This window comes from Cognataquiflexum aquatile (assembly GCF_003316845.1).
In the GTDB taxonomy this organism is placed as follows: Bacteria; Bacteroidota; Bacteroidia; order Cytophagales; family Cyclobacteriaceae; genus Cognataquiflexum; species Cognataquiflexum aquatile.
Map to the genome: position 1 here is coordinate 17178 of NZ_QMIK01000004.1, position 19857 is coordinate 37034.

General features: G+C 41.0%; 15 protein-coding genes. 5 read left to right on the forward strand and 10 right to left on the reverse strand.

What is annotated here, in order from left to right:
• Positions 1-5: 5 nt before the first annotated feature.
• From DQW11_RS11565 to DQW11_RS11585, 5 genes are all read left to right on the forward strand, one after another.
• A complete protein-coding gene (locus DQW11_RS11565) occupies positions 6-1586 on the forward strand; it encodes a SusD/RagB family nutrient-binding outer membrane lipoprotein (protein WP_113924886.1) in 1581 nt (526 codons plus the stop codon).
• 73 nt (positions 1587-1659) lie between these two features.
• Complete coding sequence (locus DQW11_RS11570) at positions 1660-2784, forward strand: glycoside hydrolase family 18 protein (protein WP_113924248.1); 1125 nt, start codon at positions 1660-1662, stop codon at positions 2782-2784.
• Between the two features lie 81 nt (positions 2785-2865).
• Positions 2866-3894: a LacI family DNA-binding transcriptional regulator gene (locus DQW11_RS11575; protein ID WP_113924249.1), complete on the forward strand. Its 1029-nt coding sequence runs from the start codon at positions 2866-2868 to the stop codon at positions 3892-3894.
• A 137-nt stretch (positions 3895-4031) separates the two neighbouring features.
• The gene (locus DQW11_RS11580) at positions 4032-4925 is read left to right on the forward strand and encodes an ROK family protein (RefSeq protein WP_113924250.1); all 894 of its coding nucleotides are present in this window, start codon (positions 4032-4034) and stop codon (positions 4923-4925) included.
• 31 nt (positions 4926-4956) lie between these two features.
• Positions 4957-6819, forward strand: coding sequence for an FAD-dependent oxidoreductase (locus DQW11_RS11585; RefSeq protein WP_113924251.1), 1863 nt, complete (start codon positions 4957-4959; stop codon positions 6817-6819).
• An 11-nt stretch (positions 6820-6830) separates the two neighbouring features.
• Here DQW11_RS11585 and DQW11_RS11590 read toward each other — a convergent pair whose 3' ends face one another.
• The 10 genes from DQW11_RS11590 to DQW11_RS11635 all read right to left on the reverse strand — a co-directional run bounded on the left by DQW11_RS11590 (position 6831) and on the right by DQW11_RS11635 (position 19843).
• Positions 6831-8192, reverse strand: a complete 1362-nt coding sequence (locus DQW11_RS11590; RefSeq protein WP_113924252.1) for a vanadium-dependent haloperoxidase — start codon at positions 8190-8192, stop codon at positions 6831-6833.
• A gap of 1 nt (position 8193) precedes the next feature.
• On the reverse strand, positions 8194-11502 hold the full coding sequence (locus tag DQW11_RS11595; protein WP_232826731.1) for a VCBS repeat-containing protein: 3309 nt from the start codon (positions 11500-11502) through the stop codon (positions 8194-8196).
• Positions 11503-11565: 63 nt separating this feature from the next.
• Positions 11566-12804, reverse strand: coding sequence for an ROK family protein (locus DQW11_RS11600; RefSeq protein ID WP_113924254.1), 1239 nt, complete (start codon positions 12802-12804; stop codon positions 11566-11568).
• A gap of 300 nt (positions 12805-13104) precedes the next feature.
• Positions 13105-14454: a DUF6600 domain-containing protein gene (locus tag DQW11_RS11605; protein ID WP_157966104.1), complete on the reverse strand. Its 1350-nt coding sequence runs from the start codon at positions 14452-14454 to the stop codon at positions 13105-13107.
• A gap of 211 nt (positions 14455-14665) precedes the next feature.
• A complete protein-coding gene (locus tag DQW11_RS11610) occupies positions 14666-14839 on the reverse strand; it encodes a Lacal_2735 family protein (RefSeq protein ID WP_113924256.1) in 174 nt (57 codons plus the stop codon).
• 47 nt (positions 14840-14886) lie between these two features.
• A complete protein-coding gene (locus tag DQW11_RS11615; protein WP_113924257.1) occupies positions 14887-16467 on the reverse strand; it encodes a toxin-antitoxin system YwqK family antitoxin in 1581 nt (526 codons plus the stop codon).
• Positions 16468-16552: 85 nt separating this feature from the next.
• On the reverse strand, positions 16553-17098 hold the full coding sequence (locus DQW11_RS11620) for a hypothetical protein (protein ID WP_113924258.1): 546 nt from the start codon (positions 17096-17098) through the stop codon (positions 16553-16555).
• A 3-nt stretch (positions 17099-17101) separates the two neighbouring features.
• The gene (locus tag DQW11_RS11625; RefSeq protein WP_113924887.1) at positions 17102-18100 is read right to left on the reverse strand and encodes a 3-oxoacyl-ACP synthase III family protein; all 999 of its coding nucleotides are present in this window, start codon (positions 18098-18100) and stop codon (positions 17102-17104) included.
• 142 nt (positions 18101-18242) lie between these two features.
• Complete coding sequence (locus DQW11_RS11630) at positions 18243-19148, reverse strand: MBL fold metallo-hydrolase (protein WP_317047881.1); 906 nt, start codon at positions 19146-19148, stop codon at positions 18243-18245.
• A complete protein-coding gene (locus DQW11_RS11635; RefSeq protein ID WP_113924259.1) occupies positions 19145-19843 on the reverse strand; it encodes an SOS response-associated peptidase in 699 nt (232 codons plus the stop codon). Before DQW11_RS11635 ends, DQW11_RS11630 begins: the two co-directional genes overlap by 4 nt.
• Between the last annotated feature and the right edge of the window lie 14 nt (positions 19844-19857).

Here is a 19857-nt window from a genome sequence, read left to right on the forward strand (position 1 = left end):
GAAAAATGAAAAGTATATATAAAATAACTGGACTCCTTCTCGCTTTCACTTTGACTTTCAGTTCTTGTGATGAGCAGGCCTTGTTGGATCTGAACAACGATCCAAATGCAGTTACAGATATGGATATGGCGTTCTTGTTCTCTCTTGCTACCTTAAGGATAGGCGGGGAATATGAAAACACAAGAGCTAACATGCTGTATTCTGCCACCATGATCCAACATTCCTCCTCGTTGGCGGGATATTTCAGCGGTGATAAGTATTTCTATAATGCACAATATAGCGGTGCTTACATGGAAAGACATTATACCGATGTAATCAAGCTTTATTCGCATGTGATAGATCAAACCAAAGACAGTCCTGAAGATGCCAATTTGAATGCGGCAGCAACTGTTTTGAGGATTTATGACCTTCACAGAATGACTGATATCTATGGTGATATCCCTTATTTCCAAGCCGGAAGAGGATTGGAGAGTGAAACCAACTGGTTTCCTGCCTATGATAACCAGAAAGATATCTACTATGACATGGTAGATCAGCTTAAAGCAGCAAGGGATAAGTTTTCGGCAACTGCCAAACCACTTGGCGTACAAGACTTTATCTATGCAGGAAATCTTGATAAATGGAAGAGATTTACCAACGCTCTTTTGATGAGGATTGCTATGAGAATGTCCAATAAGGATGCTGCCAAAGCCCGTGAGGTATTCATCGAAGCTAGTAACAGTGGAACTTTTGGTTCAATTACTGACAATGCCTACATTAAATACACTACAGGCCCGATCGGTAATAACAGAAACGGTTTGAATGATGGTTATTGGAATACTTATAAATATTCTCAGGACTGTAAAATCAGTAAGACCTTCATTGATTGGATGAAAGCCAATAATGACCCTAGATTGATGATTGTTTCCGGTGGACTTGGCGATCCAACTGCTGCTTCCAGCACTTGGAATGTTGATCCGCCAGCACAGCGTGGTATGCCAAACGGATACAATACACAGACTTTGAGAACTATCCTTACTCCTTCAGAATTAGCAGAATTTGAGGCATTACAGCCAAGAGGAAACAGAATGTTCTCTATGCTTAACCTTAAGTATCTTGATTGGGAAGATCCGTATTTGTTGATAACCTATTCTGAGACTGAATTGATGAGGGCTGAAGCAGCTGTAAAAGGTTGGATCACTTCTGATGCCAATACACACTTCAGAAACGGCGTTTCAGCTGCAATCACCTCATGGGTTGACTTTGATCCTACTTTTGCCAGAACAACTGCCCAAATCAATGCTTACATTGACGGAAGAGGTTTTGCAGCAGCTTCCAATACTGATAAATTAAGACTTATCGGAGAAGAATTTTGGGCTGCAACATGGTTAAATGATATCGAATCATGGTCCAACTGGAGAAGAACAGGTTATCCTGTATTGGCTCCAACTCAGGATCCAAACAGGTTTGAAGCCAATGAAATCCCAAGAAGATTACGTTATTGGGAAGCTGAAATCGGTGGAAACCCTGCAAATTATGAAGCTGCCCGTGTTAGAATGGGTGGTGATAACCTGATGACCAAAATGTGGTGGGATGGTGGAAATTGATTTCCATAGGAATTTAAATAAAGAAAAGGTGCTTTCGGGCACCTTTTTTCATTCAATCTAAATGAGATAAAAAATGAGAAGAATAATTTTTGCTTTTGCTGTTTTGGCTTTCCTATCCTGTGAATCAAAAGTCGCAAACATTGTTTCCAAAGATTCCGATTATAAGATCATTGGGTACATTGCAGGATGGAAAGGTGTGGATACCACGAAAATCGATGCTACAAAACTCACCCATATCAATTACGCCTTTGCAAATGTAATTGATGGTAAAGTCATCGAAGGAGAGGGAAGAGAACAGGCTGACAAAGAAAACCTGGCCAAATTGAATTCTCTCAAAAAGTCAAATCCCAAATTGAAAATTATGATTTCTATCGGTGGATGGACTTGGTCCAAAGGATTTTCGGATGCGGTCTTGACGGAAGATTCCCGAAAAATATTCACGGCTTCAGCGGTGGATTATCTGATCAGACATGACCTGGATGGATTGGATTTCGATTGGGAATATCCCGCGTATCCTGGTGATGACAACATTTATCGTGCAGAAGACAAAGAGAATTTTATATTGATGCTCAAATCTGTTAGGGAGGCTTTGGACAGCCTTGGTGCCTTGGACAATACCCATTATTTGAGCACCATTGCCTCTGCGGGTTTTAAGGAATACCTGGATGTGAATGACCTCGGTGAAGCGCAAAAATACCTTGACTTTATCAACATCATGTCCTATGATTTTATCGTCCAATCTTGGAGAGATACCACAGGTCACCATGCCAATCTGCATACCAATGACCCAATCGGAAGGTCAGTTGAAAAAGCTGTCAACGACCATGTGGCCGCTGGAGTACCTATAGAAAAACTGGTGATGGGAATTCCTTTTTATGGGCGAAGTTGGACCGATGTCAATCCGGCTAATAATGGTCTTTTCCAATTTGGAAAGGGATCAAAAGGATATCCTTATAGTGCCCTTTTTGAAATGATGAAAGATTCTTCTTTTGTCCGTCATTGGGATGAAAACTCAAAGGCTTCATACTTGTGGAATGAAAAGGAAAAAATATTTGTGACTTTTGAAGATCCTGAGTCTATTTTTCAGAAAGCCGAATTTATCAAAAAACACAAAATGGGAGGGGCAATGTTTTGGGAATACAATGAGGATACCGATGACCATATTTTATTGAATGCCTTGTTTGAAAGCTTGAAGTAGTCTTAAATTTTGCCATAGAATGGATAAATAAACAAAATTCATCATATTGTCGTCCTATTCTAAGGTTTGGAAAGGAAGGAAATGGCAAAGAAAAAGACATCCATTAAAGATATTGCTAAGTCCTTGGGAATATCAATTACGACGGTTTCATTCATCCTCAATGGGAAAGCGAAGGAGAAAAGAATCAGTGAAGAATTGACATTGAAGGTAGAGGAGTATATCAAAGAAGTTGGGTACAAACCAAGCCATTTGGCACAGAGTCTTCGCTTAGGGAAATCCAAAGTGATCGTCTTTATGGTGGAAGATATCTCTAACCAGTTTTTTGCTTCTATAGCGAGGAAGATTGAAGAAAAAGCCTATAAAAACGGCTATAAGATCATTTATTGCAGTACTGATAATGATCCCGAAAAGGCCAAAGCACTGATCGATACCTTTAAAGTGAGAAGTGTAGACGGATTTATCATCACGCCTACCCCGGCCCTAGAAAGCACAGTTTTAGAACTGTTGGAGGAAGAATTCGCAGTTTTGCTCTTTGACCGATGGATACCGTCTATAGATTGCAGCTACGTGGTGGTGGAAAATGAAAAAAGTGCTTTCGAAGCTACGTCACATTTGATCCAAAATGGGTGTAAGAATATTGGATTTATCACCGTAGAATCTGATCAGATCCAGATGATTGACAGGCTTAAGGGATATAGCTATGCTATGGAGAGCAATGGTTTGAAGAAAAACGTGTTTATGTTGCCATTCCACAACCTTTCGGAATTGGGTGCAAGCTCTAAAATCCAGCAGTACCTCCAAAAGAACAGTGAACTTGACGGTATTTTTTTTGCAACCAATTACCTTGCTTTTGAAGGATTACAGGCGCTCAATTCCTTGAAGAAACGTATCCCCGAGGACGTGTTGCTGGTTTCGTTTGATGACCATTATTTCTTTACCCTTTTTCAGCCAAACATTTCAGCTATTGAACAGCCATTAGAATCTATTGCGGAGAAATTGATGGAGGGGATGTTGATGCTTCTTGAAGATGATGGAAGCAGCAAACCTGATTTCAAGGTAACACTGCCAAATATCCTTCATATTAGAGAATCATCAGATTACAAGAAGTAAAGCATCTTTCTTGAAGATGGAAATGTGAAAGTGTTTTCTTATTTTTGATAAATCCTTTTAGCAAGATTCTTTAGCTTTTTTGGATTTGGAAAGAGGTTTCTGAAATTTCCTCTTCATCTATAATTTGAATTCAATCTATGCATAATAGATCAATTTTATCTGCCGATATCGGTGGCTCGCATATTACTGCCGCAGCTTTTGTAGAAAGGCCTGAGGGGTATGCTATGGAGTCAATCGCAACGAAAAGTATTGATTCAAGACAATCCAAAGATTTCATACTCAAACAATGGGTCTCGGTTTTTAAGGAGTTGGTTTCTGATTTCAGTCACTGCTGCATCGTTCTTGCCATGCCTGCGCCTTTCGACTATGTCAATGGAATCTGTCAGATAGTAGACCAAGGAAAATTTATCCATCTTTTGGGGGTTGATATAAAAAAAGAATTGAGTGAAAGATTGGGCATTTCTACTACCCAAATCCACTTTGTCAATGATGCAAAGGCTTTTTTGATGGGAGAATCAAAATTTGGGAAAGTTTCCGGTTTTGAAGATATTTTGGGACTGACTTTGGGAACAGGTCTTGGCTCTTCACGAAAAAATGGGGAACAGATTTTCGATGCTGAACTATGGTCTTCAAAATTCAAAGACAGCATTGCAGAAGATTACCTTGGTACAGGATGGTTTATCGGTTGGTGTAAAGAGAATCTCTCTCTGGAAGTAAAGGGTGTAAAAGAAATCATTGATAATCCCGAATTTCTTCAGATGGCAATGCCTGCATTCAGTACATTTTCAAAAAATCTAGCGGAATTTATTTTGATGAGAGTTGAGGAAATCCCTATTGATGCCATTGTTTTGGGAGGAAGTATTTCCCGGGCACATGTGCTTTTTTTGGAAGAAACAATTTCTATCTTGAATCAACACCACATCCACAAACCGGTTTTTATCAGCGATCTTGGAGACAAGAGTGCACTTTTTGGGGCAGCATCCCAGTTTTTTGGTCAAAAAGTACTATTAGGTTTGGATCAAGAATCGTAACTTGATCCTTTACTTTATTTTCTATAAACCAATGAAGCGATTTTCATCGATTACTCTCTTTTTGTCAATTCTTTTCAGCTCGTTTACAGGATTTAGTCAGGAAGAACCACAACTCATCATCATCGGAGGAGGTGCAAGTGGCACATCTGCAGGGATCCAAGCCGCGAGAATGGGTGTCCGCACGGTTATTTTGGAAGAAACCCCTTGGCTTGGTGGAATGATTACCGCTGCCGGTGTCTCTGCCATTGATGGTAACCACAATTTACCGTCGGGGATTTGGGGAGAATTCAGAGAAAAGCTATATGCACATTATGGTGGTCCGGATGCAGTCGGTACGGGTTGGGTCAGCAACACCCTTTTTGAGCCATCGGTAGGCAACAGGATTTTTCAGGAATGGGTCAAAGAAGAGCAGAACCTCCGTGTACTATTTGGAGTCAGCTGGCAAAAGGCTGTTTTTGAAGACGGTTTTTGGACAGTTCAGTACCTCGAAAAAGGAAAAGTTAAGACCATAAAATCCAAAATGCTCATCGATGCCACTGAGCTTGGTGATGTGATGGCTTCTCTGGGCTACAAGTACTTTGTAGGAATGGATAGTCAGGAGCGCTTTGGAGAAACATTCGCACCAAAGTCGGCCAATGACATTGTACAGGATTTGACTTATGTGGTTGTTTTGAAAGATTTTGGGAAAAACTCAGACAAAACCATTCCCAAACCGGAGGGATATGATCCTTCAATTTTTGCCTGCGCATGCAATCATGCAGATCCCATTTCATTTGACAGTCCCCAGAATGATTGTCAAAAGATGCTCAACTATGGAAAACTTCCCAATGGAAAGTACATGATCAATTGGCCCAACTGCGGCAATGACCTGTATATGAACATCATTGAAATGTCAAAGGAAGATCGAAACAAGGCGCTTGAAGAAGCCAAATTGCATTCTTTGAGGTTTATCTATTATATCCAAAACGAACTTGGGTACAAAAACCTTGGACTTGCAGAGGACGAATTTCCAACAAAAGACAAACTTCCATTTGTGCCGTACCATAGAGAGTCTAGGCGTATTGACGCGGAAGCCATGTTTTCTTTGCAGTATGTGTTGGATCCGAACGGGCAGGAGAATGCTTTTTACCGGACAGGAATCGCGGTTGGGGATTATACCATTGACCATCACCATAAGATGAATCTAAATGCACCCGAAATGGATTTTATTAAAATCAGAGTACCTGCCTACAATATTCCATTGGGAAGTTTGATTCCCAAGGGGTCCACCAATTTAATTGTGGCGGAGAAAAGCATCGGCGTTTCTAATATCGTCAATGGTGCAAGCCGACTTCAGCCGGTTGTATTGGGGATCGGACAAGCAGCAGGAGCATTGGCAGGGACGGCTATCCTGAGCCAACAAAATCTGCAAGAGGTTCAAGTGAGGATGGTTCAGAAAAACCTCTTGGCAAAAAATGCCTATCTGATGCCATTTCGAGATGTGCCGATAAGTCATCCCCACTTTTTGGCAGTTCAAAAAATTGGAGCGACAGGGATTTTGAAGGGGTTTGGTGTGCCCTATAAATGGGCAAATCAAACATGGTTTTATCCTGAAAGGGAAATATCTGAATTCGAATTGGTCGATGGCTTGAGGCCCTTGTATCCACAATATGCCCAATATTGGGATGCTTCCGGTGAACCCTTGAACGTTGGTAGGTTTTTAGAGATTTTGAAAGTAGTCAGACCTGAACTGAATGAAACCGATCTAAGGATGATTTGGAAAAATTTAGAGCTTAGTGGGTCACCTGATTCCGATTCAAAGCTTGACAGGCTGATTGTGGCGGTTTTGTTGGATAATATCCTTGATCCATTTTCAATTCCGGTCGATTTGAATGGGAAGATTATCAAGCCTTAAATCAAGGTTGCCTAGCGTTCGGAAACCTGTTTTCCTCCAACTCTTTGCAGGATGTAATTTCCTATTTTATCACCTTGCTTGACACCTTCTTCTATGGCATCGCGGAAATGTATTCCACCATAAAGCCTTGAAATCGCAGCTTCATCTGACGCCTGGGAAAATGACTTAAAAGGCCTTTCTGGTAATCCAAAATAGACTTCTGAGGTATCTATAAAATCAAAATCATCCCCAAAATAGTGGGTAAGGATGACAGCGCTCGTTTTAGAAATAACACTGTGACCACTTGTATATTCAGGAAATGGGGGAGTTTGTAACAATGGCCGCCAAGTAGGGTTCAGGTATTTTTGGATGGCAGATTCAGGTCTGATTCTATCGGAATCGTATTTTTCTTCCCAGCAACTTACAAAAGCGTCATGCAATCCCATTGCCACCAAGGTGTGGATATATATGGTTTCCTGCCAAGGTAACTTGGCTTTTTCTGCGGCAATTCCTGTGATTCCAATCCAATGACCTCCGGGTGAAATCTTCTTTAACCCAATGGCCATATGTCCCGAAAAACTCACTTTGAATGGATTGCAGTCCCAAAAATTGGCAATCAATTGTTGTTCTTCCGATAATGCAGAAGTAACCTGAACCACTTCATCCAATTGGTTTTTGAATGGACTTCCTTCGGTCAGGTCAAACTTTGCAGGTGGGGCAGGCTTATAGGGCTTCAGGTCTTGTAAGAAAAATGTCTTGATTGTACGCCATTCGGGTTCCACTGCGCCCATATAGGCAGGAGGAGTGGGGTACCAATGTCCTTCGTTTTTCTTGGGAGTATATCTTGTCAGTGCACTCAGTTGCCTGTAACCATCATTTTTGGCTATTTCCAAAACCTGTGCCGACACTTTTTCCGCAAAGGTAATGTTGGCTTCTACTTCTTTTTTAGAAATCCATTTTGACTTGGAAAATTGGTTGATTAGGGCTTTTTGCTTGGCTTCAAGTAGCTTTCCGGAGGGCATGATTTTCTTTCCCACATCCAGCATGGCATAAATTGACACAAATTCCGGTGAAAGGTTTTTTTCTGTTTCCCCGATGAATCCGATTTTTTCATGATTGGTTTTGGTCAACAGATTTTCGTTTTCCTTTATTCCTAAAGCTTGATCCCATGCAAGATGAGCGGCTAAGGTCGAATAAGCATAGAATCTAGCGGCACCGGGTGGGGAGGCCACATCCGTAACCATCACTTCTGTAATGTAAAATAGATTTTCGATGAAAACTTTTGTAGGAGGAGATCCATTTTTTTGGGAGAAAGCAGGAATTGGATTGCCAAGGCAAACAAATACCAGAAAGGCCAAGTGAATTAACCCCCATCGTTTATTGAAGCAATTCATGTCAATCATTTTTTTGGTAGTTGATCAGCCCTTTGTTATTGATACCGAAATATAGAAGATTTGGCTGGGAAGGCAGCTGAAGAATCGACTTCACATCGCCCAGAATGGAAAATCCTGATTCCCGCTGAGGGATGAATTGGAAATTCCCTTTTCCATCTCCGCGATAAAGTTGTCCAAGATTGGCATCCATCATTCCAAGCCTCAACCTTGTATAGCTTTGATTTCCTGCAAGGACCAAATCCAAATTACCGTCATTGTTATAATCGAAAACATGAATGGCATGAATCGGAGCGAATTGAGCTTCAATCGGCAATACGTGGGGAATGAATTTCTCCGCATTGTTTTCGAAATACATACTCCGCAACTCATTGGCCTCCAATTTTGAGGAATTTGCCAATTGTTCTTTGGTCAGAATCTGCTCTATGGTGGCCTCGGCATAACTTGCATAATCGGTAAACTTACTCCGGAAACCATATACCTGATCCAGCAATTCGTCTCTGCTTGGAAATGGAAAGGGTTTTCCCTGAACATAGCTGACTAGGATCGGGTCTATGGAGGTATTGTCATCAAAATCTCCAAAATAGAGTTTCAGCGGTTCGGCTGTATTTGTTTTAAATTGTGAATTCAGGCCGAAGTTACCCGCCACTATATCCATGTCACCATCCTTGTCAAAATCCCCGATGGCAAGACTCGACCACCAACCTTTTGTTTCTTCTCCAACCCATTCTTTGGTAACATCCTTAAAGCTTTTTCCCCCGTCATTGAGAAAAACGGTGATAGGCATATATTCTCCTGCGATAACCAGGTCTTGTAAACCATCTTTATTCAAATCCAAATCCACAGCATCGGTAACCATTCCGATTTTTCCACCTGACGGCAGGTACTGATTTGAAAGATCAACAAAATTGCCTTCGCCATCATTGATCAAAATATAGCTTTGCGGAGTTTGTGGGTATTTTCCGGGGATTATTCTTCCCCCAACAAAAATGTCCGGTTTCCTGTCATTGTTGAAATCTGCTACAGTGACCGATGAGGTGCTGACCAACATTTTTGGTAAAGACGTAGGGCTAAGTTTCAGGTTTCCTACGCCATCATTGAGGTAAAACCTGTCCTGTAAGGATTCTTCATTGGAAAGGTAATCGTGATAGCCGCCACTGCCGATGTACAAATCCATATGCCCATCACTGTTGGCATCAAAAAACTCTGCGTCTGCATCTGTGAATTCGCTTTCGGATTTAAAGGAATTAATTGTCTGCCACTTTCCGTTTGAAAATTGAAACAATTTTCCGGCTGACCCTTTGGTACCTCCAACAAATACCTCTTCCAATCCATCACCATTGATATCTGCTGCAGCCAAGACAGGACCGACATAAGAAGGCATTTCGAGTAAAAGTGGTTGCCTTTTAAAATCATTGAAACCATATTCCTTGTGAATGAAGGGGATTTTGTTTTCTGTTGGTTGGAAAAGAGGCGTAATGGAAGGTCTCTTGGTTTCTCCGCCCGCCAAGTCACTTTCTGAAATCTCAGAAATTTTATTGATTTCAGGATTTTTCAAAATTGAAACATTTCCTTTTGGCCAGATGACAACCAGGGAATCTATGTTGGATTTTTCTCCCAATCCGAAATGTAGTCGGTTAGAAACAGAGGATTGGAAGCCTCTTGTCGGCATTTGCTCAAGATATTGGGCTTGGCCTCCAGAGTAAAGAGCTACTTTGGCACCGATCCCAAGTGTGTTGGAATTGTTTCCTTTCAAATTGATCTGAATCCAGTTTTGGGTTTTTCCGCTATAATCTTTGTATTTGTTTTCATAAATGAAAGCAGGATGATTTTGGTTGTTTACAATTAGGTCAAGCTGCCCGTCATTGTTGAGATCGGCATATATTGCACCGCTTGAGAAGTTGGGGGAGTAGATTCCCCAATCTTTTGACTTGTCCTTAAAAATCAGATTCCCGCCATTTTCAAAAATGTAATTGGAAACCGGAGTGGAGGTCATGCTGGTGACCAAATGAAGCGTGTCGGCTTTTTCTCCGGCTACTGCTGATTTGAAATAATAGTCTCCTTTGTACTTCAGAAAATCCCTGTTGGTATAATCCCTGTAATAACCGTTGCTGATAAAGAGGTCTTTATAACCGGAATTGGTAGCGTCAAAAAACAAAGCCGACCAGCTCCAATCAGTATTTGATATGCCTGCCAATTGTCCTATTTCGCTGAATAACCCGTTTCCCTGATTGAGATGAAGCATATTCCGCATGTTTTGGTGGTAAAAGCCACGGTTGACCATGAGGGCATATTGTTCATAATTTTCCGGGCCATACAGCAATTTCTGTCTTTTATTGTCTTCTGGAAGCATGTCCAAAGTGAATATGTCCATCAATCCGTCATTGTTGACATCGGAGATATCCAAACCCATGGAAAAATGGGAAATATGCTGCATCATATCGGTCATTCGGTCCGAAAAAGTACCGTCTCCATTGTTGATATACACATAGTCCGGCTCGATATAATCGTTGCTGACATACAGGTCAATCCATCCGTCTCCATTGATATCTGAAGCCGCTACTCCAAGACCAAATCCCAAAGCGGTTCCTTTGATCCCTGCATCTTCGCTGATATCCGTAAATTTCCCCCCATCATTTCTAAATAATTTATCTCCTGCAAAGGGATGCCTTACGGCTCTTGCCTGGTCAAACTCAATTTCATTGATGACTTCAATGTGGTGATTGAGGAGAAACATATCCAAATCACCATCTTTATCAAAGTCAAAAAATAAGGCTTGGGTACTGTTAGAAGGGTCATCCAAGCCATAGGAGGCGGCTTCTTCTTTGAAAGTCAGATTTTTTTGGTTGATATAAAGTTCGTTTCTGCGGCTGTTGAGATCTCCGTTTCCCGAATAGCACACATGGATGTCAAGCCATCCGTCGGCATTGATATCGACCATGGTAACCCCTGTTGTCCATGATTTTTTTCCTTTGACTCCGGCTGTTTTGGTAATGTCTTTGAATCTGAAATCACCTTGATTGAGATACAGGACATTGTCTGTCATGTTTCCGGTAAAAAAAACATCTTCCAGTCCATCATTGTTGATGTCTCCTACGCCGACACCTCCTCCGTTGTAAAAATATTCATAGGTTAAAATGTTGTTTTTTTGATCCTCTCTGAGCGTATTGGAAAAATTAATACCGGTTCTTTTGGGAGAAAGAAGTTCAAATGCTCCGGTTTTGTTTTTTTCAGTCACTGAAAGGAAAAAAAGCCCTGCCATGAAGATCACACCCAATAAAATCCATACGGATATTGAAAACTTCTGATTCATAATACTTTTCAAGAATATTTTACCTCTACCTGACTTCGAACAGAACCTTGAATATCCGCAAAATTAAACCAGTACATCGTCAAAGATTTTTTCATTGACCACAGCTACACCTCCCAATAGTCCTACTTCTTTCCCTAGCTTGTACAATGCCAGTTCGGTATTCTCCCGGGCCTTAGCCATGCTGTAAATATTCAAAGCTTGTTGGATCGGGGTTATTAAATATTGTTTTGCTTCGGCTACCGAACCACCAATGATGATCATTTCAGGATTGAGCAGTTGGATAAGGATAGATATGCCCCTTCCCAAATCAAGCCCCACTTCCGAAAGAATAGTGATGGCCCTTTGGTCTCCGGCCAATGCCGCATCCACTACCAAGAAAGGTTCGATTTCATTGTTGTTTTCCCTTACCATGCGTGACAAGATGGAATCGCTGTCTGTGGCAATCGCTTCTCTTGCCATCCTGACTATCGCCGTTCCTGAAGCCACTGATTCTAAGCATCCCTTTTTTCCGCAGGTGCAGGTGATGTCACTTGACTCGAAAATGGGGGAGTGGCTAAATTCCCCGGCAAAACCGGAGGCACCTTGGTAGATTTTCCCGTCGATGATTATTCCCAATCCAATTCCCCAACCTATAAAGATCCCAAGGACATTTTTGTAATTGTCTTTTTGACCAAATTTAAATTCGGCCAAGGTCATGGCCCGGGCATCATTTTCCAAAAATACCCTTCTCTCAAGTCTTGCTTCAAAATTTTCCACAAGACTTTTCTTTCCAAATTTCAGATAGGTATGGTTGATGCCGTGAATGGAATCAATCAATCCCGGCATGGAAATCCCTATGGCAATGATTTTTTCGTCCGGTATTCCTGAATTGTTCTTATGGTTCAATATAAAATCACAAATCTGCTCAAAGGTTTCTTTTTCATTGTTCAAAGTGATTTTTATAGTTTCGGCCTCCGTGATACATTCATTTGAACTGTTATAGATGGCAGCTCTGACACGGAATTTATTGATGTCCACAGAAAGTACATAGAAGGCATCTCCTGCCAATTGGTATAAGTCCGGTTTTCTTCCACCCTGAGATTCTGCCCTTCCGTTTTTAATTACTTCTCCTGAAGCCATCAAGTCACCTAACAGGGAATTGACTGTCGGCAGGGAAATCCCCACCTCAATGCAGATTTCTCCAGCAGTATTGCTTCCTTTGGTGTAAAGGTTTTTGATTAATTTCAATTTGTTGGTATAACTTTTTGTTTCTACCACACCCAGAATTTTTTCCAGGTTTTTTTTCGGGTTTATTAGGTTCATTCTGCGGCTTTAAGAAAGCCAATTAAATGATTATTTTAAGCATATCAAAAGGGCTTATTAAAAAAAATCAATTATCAATGGTCATTTGTTGCAATTTTCCTTGAAGATTACCCGAAATCTCTAAGGTGTTAGGAAAGTTTTTCATTTTTTATCTGATTTTCAACTTTCCTAAATTCCAATTGCTTTTTATAGTATCGGTGTGAAATTTCCATTTAACATTTTTAATTCATACTGGGAATAAATTTTCAGGTAGGATATAAAAAGAAAAAAGAGGCCCATTTTGGACCTCTTTTTCTTGTTTTAGTTTCCACCTCTTCCACCTCCTCGGGAAAATGAAGCAGGCCTGCTTTCCGAACTTGGCCCGGCTTCCTGGGTTCTAGTCGGTCTGGCCTCTTGTCTGGAATTTACAGCTGGAGAACTTTGTTGACTTGGTGCCGGCTGTCTTTTGATTACCTCCTGACTTCTCTGGTTTACCTGTTGCCTTGTAGATTCAGCTTGTCTTTTAGAATTTTCAATGGTTCTTGATACACCCGGTTTTTGGGCTGGTGAAGCTTGACCTGATCTTGAATTCCCATCTACAACGGCAGGCGAACTGTTCCTTGACCTTGATTCAGGGTTTGGTGCCTGTTCTGGTCTAGCTTGACTCTGAGGTTGTGTTTGTTCAAAAGAACCATTTCTATTGCTGTTTTGGACATTCCTTGAAGGCGTGTTGGATTCATTTAATCCAACATTTGGATTTCCAGAGCTGTTTCTATTGATTTCTCTGTCAGGGACAGCCTGTCTATTTGATTCACGGGTAGGTTGGTTTTCAGCGCTTCTTGTGGAAGATTGTCTGGACCGGTTTTCCATGATTGACTTATTTTTAAACTCTTCAGCAGTAAATGCTCTTGAAGGTCTTGGATTTTCATTTCTTCCATTTACTTCCCTTACCTCTGGTCTGTAGACATTTAACCTATCCTTTTGAACGACAGTCCTGCCCGGTTTTTCAGAATCACTGACTTGGTACACCGGAACCACCGTTCTTGTGGACCTTTCTATATCTCTTTTGGAAGGTCCTGAATAGTAAGTGTTGTTGTTGTAGACATAGGTGTTGTTGATGAGGGTCGTTCTTTGGTAGATATGCGACACATAGTAGGAAGGGGCGCAATACCTGTAGAAGTTTCTTGACCTGAACCTCCTTTGAGGGATGAAAACCCAATAGTTGGAAGGGATGTTGAATCCCATGCTGACATGAAGTCCGGGACCTAAAGGTGCCCAACCATAATATCCTCCACCGGTTCTCCAATTTACCCAAGCCGGTCCCCATTCATAGCCCGGAACCCAAGCCCAACCGTAGAAATCATCCCAAAACCATCTTCCGTAATGGAAAGCTGCCCATCCCCATTGGTAATTTGATACCCAAGTGTTACCAAAATTTGTCATTTCCCAATACCCATCTGTTCCATAAGGGTGAAATCCCTGATCCACATAAGGTATCCATACATAGCCATAAGTTGGGTCCATGACCCAATCACCATAAGGACTCAATTCATTGTAGAATACCTGAAAGGAAATTCCATGATAAGGATTTGCCTTGGATTCTTGACTGAATACCATTCCTAAGCCAAAGAGGATCAGGAAACTTACCCGATAAATTGTTGACCTTTTCATAATAATTTGGTTTATTCTCTTGATGGGTTTTACGGCAGTTTAAAGAATTAAGTTTTATGATATTGACTTATATAAAATAATATATTTTGAAAAATCGTTTTAGCAAATTATTATTTTTTTTTTACCCGTTTTAAATTACCTGAAAAAGTGAAAAATCAATTAAAAATGGTAGCAATAAAAAAGCCCGAAAGTGACTTTCGGGCTTGAGGGATTATCCGTTTTTTCTGAGGAGGTCTATTTTTTTTGCTATTTCTTCCGCTTCTGCAGCCATCTTGTCAGCGAGTGTTCTATTGCTATGGGATATTTTATGGGCTTTCTCTAGCAATTCCTTGTAACTGTCCTGGAGTTTTTCCAACTCGGTTTTTTTCTTGAATAGTCCAAACATGGTTTTTATTTTGAAAACTCCCAGAACTTCAAAAGTGTTTGCCCAATTTAAAAATTGAATCTTGAAAGAGTGGTTTCTTCATTATCCTCTATAATTTCGTCGTCTTTATAATTGATGACTTGTTCAAGACGACCGCTGATATTGTAGTATTTCCATGGGCCCTCTTTTTTTCCATCTTTCATTTGACCTTCTGAGGCTTTTTTGCCCGTCTCATGATAATAGATCCACAAACCTTCCGGCTTGCCGCTTGAATAATTGCCTTCAGATTCCTTGGTACCGTCAATGTAATAGGTAATTCTGATGCCATTTCCGTCTTTTAGAGAACCTTTATCCAAGGTTTTGGTACCGTCATAGGAATTATAATCACCAATATTGATCAGTCTTCCATTGGTCCAAAACTCGTCTTGGGTAAGTTGCTTGTTGTCATAAAACAAGCCCCAAGTCCCGTCTTCAAATCCAAGGAAGTAACTTCCTACGGATTTCAATTGGCCGCCGTCATAGTAATAAAACCACTGTCCGTTTTCAGACCCAAGGGTATATTCACCCTCAGCAATCAAAATCCCGATCTTGTTGAAATACTTCCAAAGACCTGTTTTCAAATCATTTTTATATTCACCGATAGAATATATTTTACCCTCCGGAAAATAACTTTTCCAAAGTCCGTCTTTCCCTCCGTTTACATATTGACCCTGTACAGAGACATTGCCGTTGGCGTGGTTTTCGATATAGGGACCGGTAGGCAGGCCTAATTCATAGGTTTTTCTTTTGGATAATGCCCTATTGGGAAAAAATTCCTCCCAAGTTCCCACCGGAATGTCATTTTCATACTTTTCTATTCTGGCAACTCTTTTATTCTCGTAATAAAATTTCCATTCTCCTGTCTTATTTCCTAAAGCATCATAGAATTTTTCAGATTCGATGGTTTTGGTACCGGGAAAATAAGTAAGCCATTTACCAATTCTTCTTCCATTTTCAAATTCGCCCGTTTCTTCGACCACTCCCCCAAATGCAAATCGGGTGAATTGCCCATGAGGTACATCGTTTTTGTAATTGACCTGAAGCATAATATCACCCTCAAGTGCATATTCTATATGCGGACCTTCCACTTTTCCGTTCTCATAGGTCTGTATCACAGCTAGGTCACCGGTATTGTAAAAGGTCACCCATTTGCCATGTCTATTGCCATTGACAAACTGTCCTTCAATTTTAACTTGTCTAGGATTGACAAAATCAGGTTGTCCTTCTCTTCCATAAAACTCGCGGTAAGGGCCCACTCTGACACTGTCATTGAATACCATTTCTGTTTTCAATGAACCCGTCCTGTCATATTCTTTGTAAAAACCATTGAGTCTGTTTGCCCTGTATTCTGCTTCTATGTGCTTTGCTGCATTTGGATGATAGCTGACTGTGACTCCTTCTCTCAATCCCCGGCTAAAAGTGATGGTCTGTACAAGTGCTGTAGTTTTGGGATTTTGAAATCTCCAAAGTCCTTCCATTCTTCCATCCCTCAGGACACCTGTTCCAACCAATGAGGAATCTGAGTTGTAAAGCGAAACCAGATTTTGATTGTCTTGGGCGATTGAACTGAGAGAAATAATGAAGAATAAAACTCCAAAAATATATTTCATATAAGTTGGCTTCTTGTTTTTGTTGAATACGGTAACCCTACAAAGGAGGTTCTAAATTAGCGCTAATTATGAAATAAGGAAAGTTTTAAGAATGATTATCTAAGACAAACCTAATTTCTTTTTTTATCAAAGAATATGTTTTAGAATATTCCGGGTCCGGATCAATCTGTTTAAAAAATTGGGAAAAACCATCTTTTTTTGGTTTTAAACCAACTTCCTGCACTTCTTTGGAAATAATTTGGCCATAAGCCCAAGGGGAAGAATGGTCACAATTCTTGTAGGAAGCTGTTAATTCTGATTGTGATCCAATGTATTTTTCTAAGGTCAGTCCGCCAAAATAAACAAAAATAAAAAGGCCATTTCCCCACCAGTTCAAAACCCGGATATTAAATCCTGTTTGTTCGTCAAAATCCCTGACCAAATCCAACACCTGATAAGGGGAATTTTCTAGATTATATCCCTTGGATATTTTTGTTCCTTTGGCATTTTGGTGAATTTTCCGAAGTTCCTTCTGGGGGAAATCATTTGCCAGGCTACTGAAAAGATCTTCTACCAAATCTGACTGTTCCTTGATTTTTTGGAACAGGGTTTTGTTTTTTAGCAATTCCAGATCTAGTTTCAATTCGGTCATTTTTTACCAATTCAGCAATGCTGAGGCCCAAGTAAAACCACTTCCGAAAGCGGCCAAACAAACCAAATCACCTTCTTTGAGCTTTCCTTGTTCAAAAGCTTCACTCAAGGCAATAGGAATCGTACCCGCAGTCGTATTACCATAATACATGATATTATTGAATACTTTCTCGTCAGGCAAGCCCAATTTTTGTTGGATATAATTGCTGATTCTTAGGTTGGCCTGATGGGGAACAAGGAGGTCAATATCATGTTTGGTTTTACCGTTGGCGTCCAGGGCTTCTTGGATAACCTCTGCAAACCTGACCACGGCATGTTTGAAAACGGCATTTCCGTTCATCTTGAGAAAAAAGTCACCTCTGTCTATCATTTCAGTGGATATCCTGACTTCTTGGCAACTGCTAGGTGAGGAACAATACAACTCTTCGGCATGGTCACCGTCAGCATGGAGGTGTGTAGAAAGGATAGCTGATTTTTCAGAATTGGACCTACTTACCACCACTGCACCTGCGCCGTCAGCAAAAATTACCGCACTTGACCTGCCTTCATCACTTTTGTCCAAAGCTGAAGACTGGATTTCTCCGCCTACCACAAGGATGTTTTTATACATCCCGGTTTTGATAAATTGATCTGCAATAGAAAGCGCGTATATGAATCCCGAGCAGGCATTCCGGATATCCAATGCTCCGATTCCCTGCATGCCAAGTTCTCTCTGTAACAATACCCCTTCCCCCGGAAGGAAATAATCAGGGGTTATTGTGGCAAAAATGATGAAGTCAATGTCTTTATTGGATAATCCCGCTCTTTCCAAGGCAATCTTTGAGGCATTGACAGACATACTTGCCAAAGTGTCTTTGCCCGGAGTAAACCACCTTCTCTCATGGATGCCTGTGCGCTCCACAATCCACGCGTCATTGGTATCCATGATGGTGGATAGATATTCATTGGTGATGATTCTATCAGGGACATAATGTCCTACTCCTGTGATTTTGGATTTGTACATGGCCGTAAAAGTATTTTGGGTCTGGTTGTTTTGCGCGTAATTGGTTGAGGCAAATATCCCATTTCCTTTTTTGAATACCAAAAAACAAAATTGAAACAGCCTTACAAGTCGCTATTCGTACATGAATGGATAAAATAAGGGACTATTTCAGCCTTCCCTGACTTTTAAGTTTCCAATACCGGTAAAGGCCCGCTACTGACATCCAGCTGGGATTGGCATATTCATAGGTTTGGATCTGTTCTTTTGAACATCCTTCTCTCAAAAATTGCGATTTGGAATATTCCATAAAAAGTGGGACCACCTCAGATTGGTCCACATTTTTCTCAAAATAGGGTTTGATCCATTCTGCCCAATCGTCTAGCATGTAGGAGAGACTATCCAAATGATAGTCTACCGCGTCGATAATCCCAAAATGGGTGAGGTATAATTCCTTAGGCTTTTCGCTTTTTATGATGGCAAGGGACTTTTTCCATTCTTCCAAATTGATATCGGGTGGAGGGCAGGGAGGCATCACCGGGCCTCCGGCAATCTTGACGCCTGCTACATCGCCTGTAAATATGATATTGCCCATTTTCCATGCTATGTGGTGGACAGCATGTCCGGGAGTATGGAGGGATTTGATTTTGGTAGTACCAAATTCGAGTTCTTGCTTGTCTTCCACACTGACCAATTGGTTGGCAGGAATTGGTTTCATCTTTCCCCAAAGCCTGTCCATGTCATCTCCGTAAATTTGGGAGGCGGAGTTCCAAAGTTTTTCCGGAGAAGCCAGATGGGGAACACCAAAGGGATGCACATAAATTTTGGCTCCGGCTTCAGCAAGTTTCCAAGCTGCCCCGGCATGGTCAAAATGAATGTGTGTCAGCAATACATGTTTGATTTCATCTATGGAATGTCCGCATTTTGATACTCCTCGGCTGAGTTGGTCATAAGTGCTTGCCGGACCGGTTTCGATAAGTATCGGTCCATCGGATGTTTCTATCAAAAAGCTTGCGATAGCATCTTTTGATTTTTGAAAATGCAGGTCAATAATTTTGATTTTTTCCATCATCCGAATAAAGTGTAATTCCCAAATTGGTCCATAGGGGATGTTTTGCGGATAATTCCGGGACTGTCGTTGGTGACCTGATTTACAAGAGGGGATACCGTATAGCTTAACATGTCATCGGCCGAGTAGGTTGTTAGCATCTTGAGCAGGTTTGATTCAGAACTGTATTTGTCAAGCCACTTTTTCTCATCTTCTTTTTTCAGAATGACGGGCATCCTGTCATGAACCTCGGCCACAAGCCTATTTGGTTCGGTCGTCAATATCAAAAACGTATGGTTGATTTCCCCTTTTTCGTTTTCATATTCTTCCCAAATACCCGCAAAAGCGAAAGCTTCATCGTTGGCCATCGTAAAACGATACGGGACCTTGGTTTTCTTTCCCAATTTTTTCCATTCATAAAAACCGTCTGCAGGCACCAGGCATCTCCTTTTCTCAAAAGACGATTTGAAGGAAATTTTTTCATTTACCGTTTCTGCCTTGGCATTGATAAATTTTTGGGAAACAGGTTTGTTTTTGGCAAAATCAGGTGTGATGCCCCAATAGAAAAATGAAAAACCCTTAGGGCTATCAGAAGTGATGACCGGCACAAGCTGGGTAGGCGCTATATTGTAGCGTGGTTTGAAATCGACCAACATCTCTGCCTGAAATCTTTCTTCCAATTCAATTTTACTTTTGCTGAGGGAATATCTGCCGCACATGGTAATGGTTTTTC

Bases quoted from the DNA above. Each gene is read 5' to 3' on its own strand.
- DQW11_RS11565 (WP_113924886.1), top strand. From the start codon at position 6: ATGAAAAGTATATATAAAATAACTGGACTCCTTCTCGCTTTCACTTTG.
- DQW11_RS11570 (WP_113924248.1), top strand. From the start codon at position 1,660: ATGAGAAGAATAATTTTTGCTTTTGCTGTTTTGGCTTTCCTATCCTGT.
- DQW11_RS11575 (WP_113924249.1), top strand. From the start codon at position 2,866: ATGGCAAAGAAAAAGACATCCATTAAAGATATTGCTAAGTCCTTGGGA.
- DQW11_RS11580 (WP_113924250.1), top strand. From the start codon at position 4,032: ATGCATAATAGATCAATTTTATCTGCCGATATCGGTGGCTCGCATATT.
- DQW11_RS11585 (WP_113924251.1), top strand. From the start codon at position 4,957: ATGAAGCGATTTTCATCGATTACTCTCTTTTTGTCAATTCTTTTCAGC.
- DQW11_RS11590 (WP_113924252.1), bottom strand. From the start codon at position 8,192: ATGAATTGCTTCAATAAACGATGGGGGTTAATTCACTTGGCCTTTCTG.
- DQW11_RS11595 (WP_232826731.1), bottom strand. From the start codon at position 11,502: ATGAATCAGAAGTTTTCAATATCCGTATGGATTTTATTGGGTGTGATC.
- DQW11_RS11600 (WP_113924254.1), bottom strand. From the start codon at position 12,804: ATGAACCTAATAAACCCGAAAAAAAACCTGGAAAAAATTCTGGGTGTG.
- DQW11_RS11605 (WP_157966104.1), bottom strand. From the start codon at position 14,454: ATGAAAAGGTCAACAATTTATCGGGTAAGTTTCCTGATCCTCTTTGGC.
- DQW11_RS11610 (WP_113924256.1), bottom strand. From the start codon at position 14,839: ATGTTTGGACTATTCAAGAAAAAAACCGAGTTGGAAAAACTCCAGGAC.
- DQW11_RS11615 (WP_113924257.1), bottom strand. From the start codon at position 16,467: ATGAAATATATTTTTGGAGTTTTATTCTTCATTATTTCTCTCAGTTCA.
- DQW11_RS11620 (WP_113924258.1), bottom strand. From the start codon at position 17,098: ATGACCGAATTGAAACTAGATCTGGAATTGCTAAAAAACAAAACCCTG.
- DQW11_RS11625 (WP_113924887.1), bottom strand. From the start codon at position 18,100: ATGTACAAATCCAAAATCACAGGAGTAGGACATTATGTCCCTGATAGA.
- DQW11_RS11630 (WP_317047881.1), bottom strand. From the start codon at position 19,148: ATGATGGAAAAAATCAAAATTATTGACCTGCATTTTCAAAAATCAAAA.
- DQW11_RS11635 (WP_113924259.1), bottom strand. From the start codon at position 19,843: ATGTGCGGCAGATATTCCCTCAGCAAAAGTAAAATTGAATTGGAAGAA.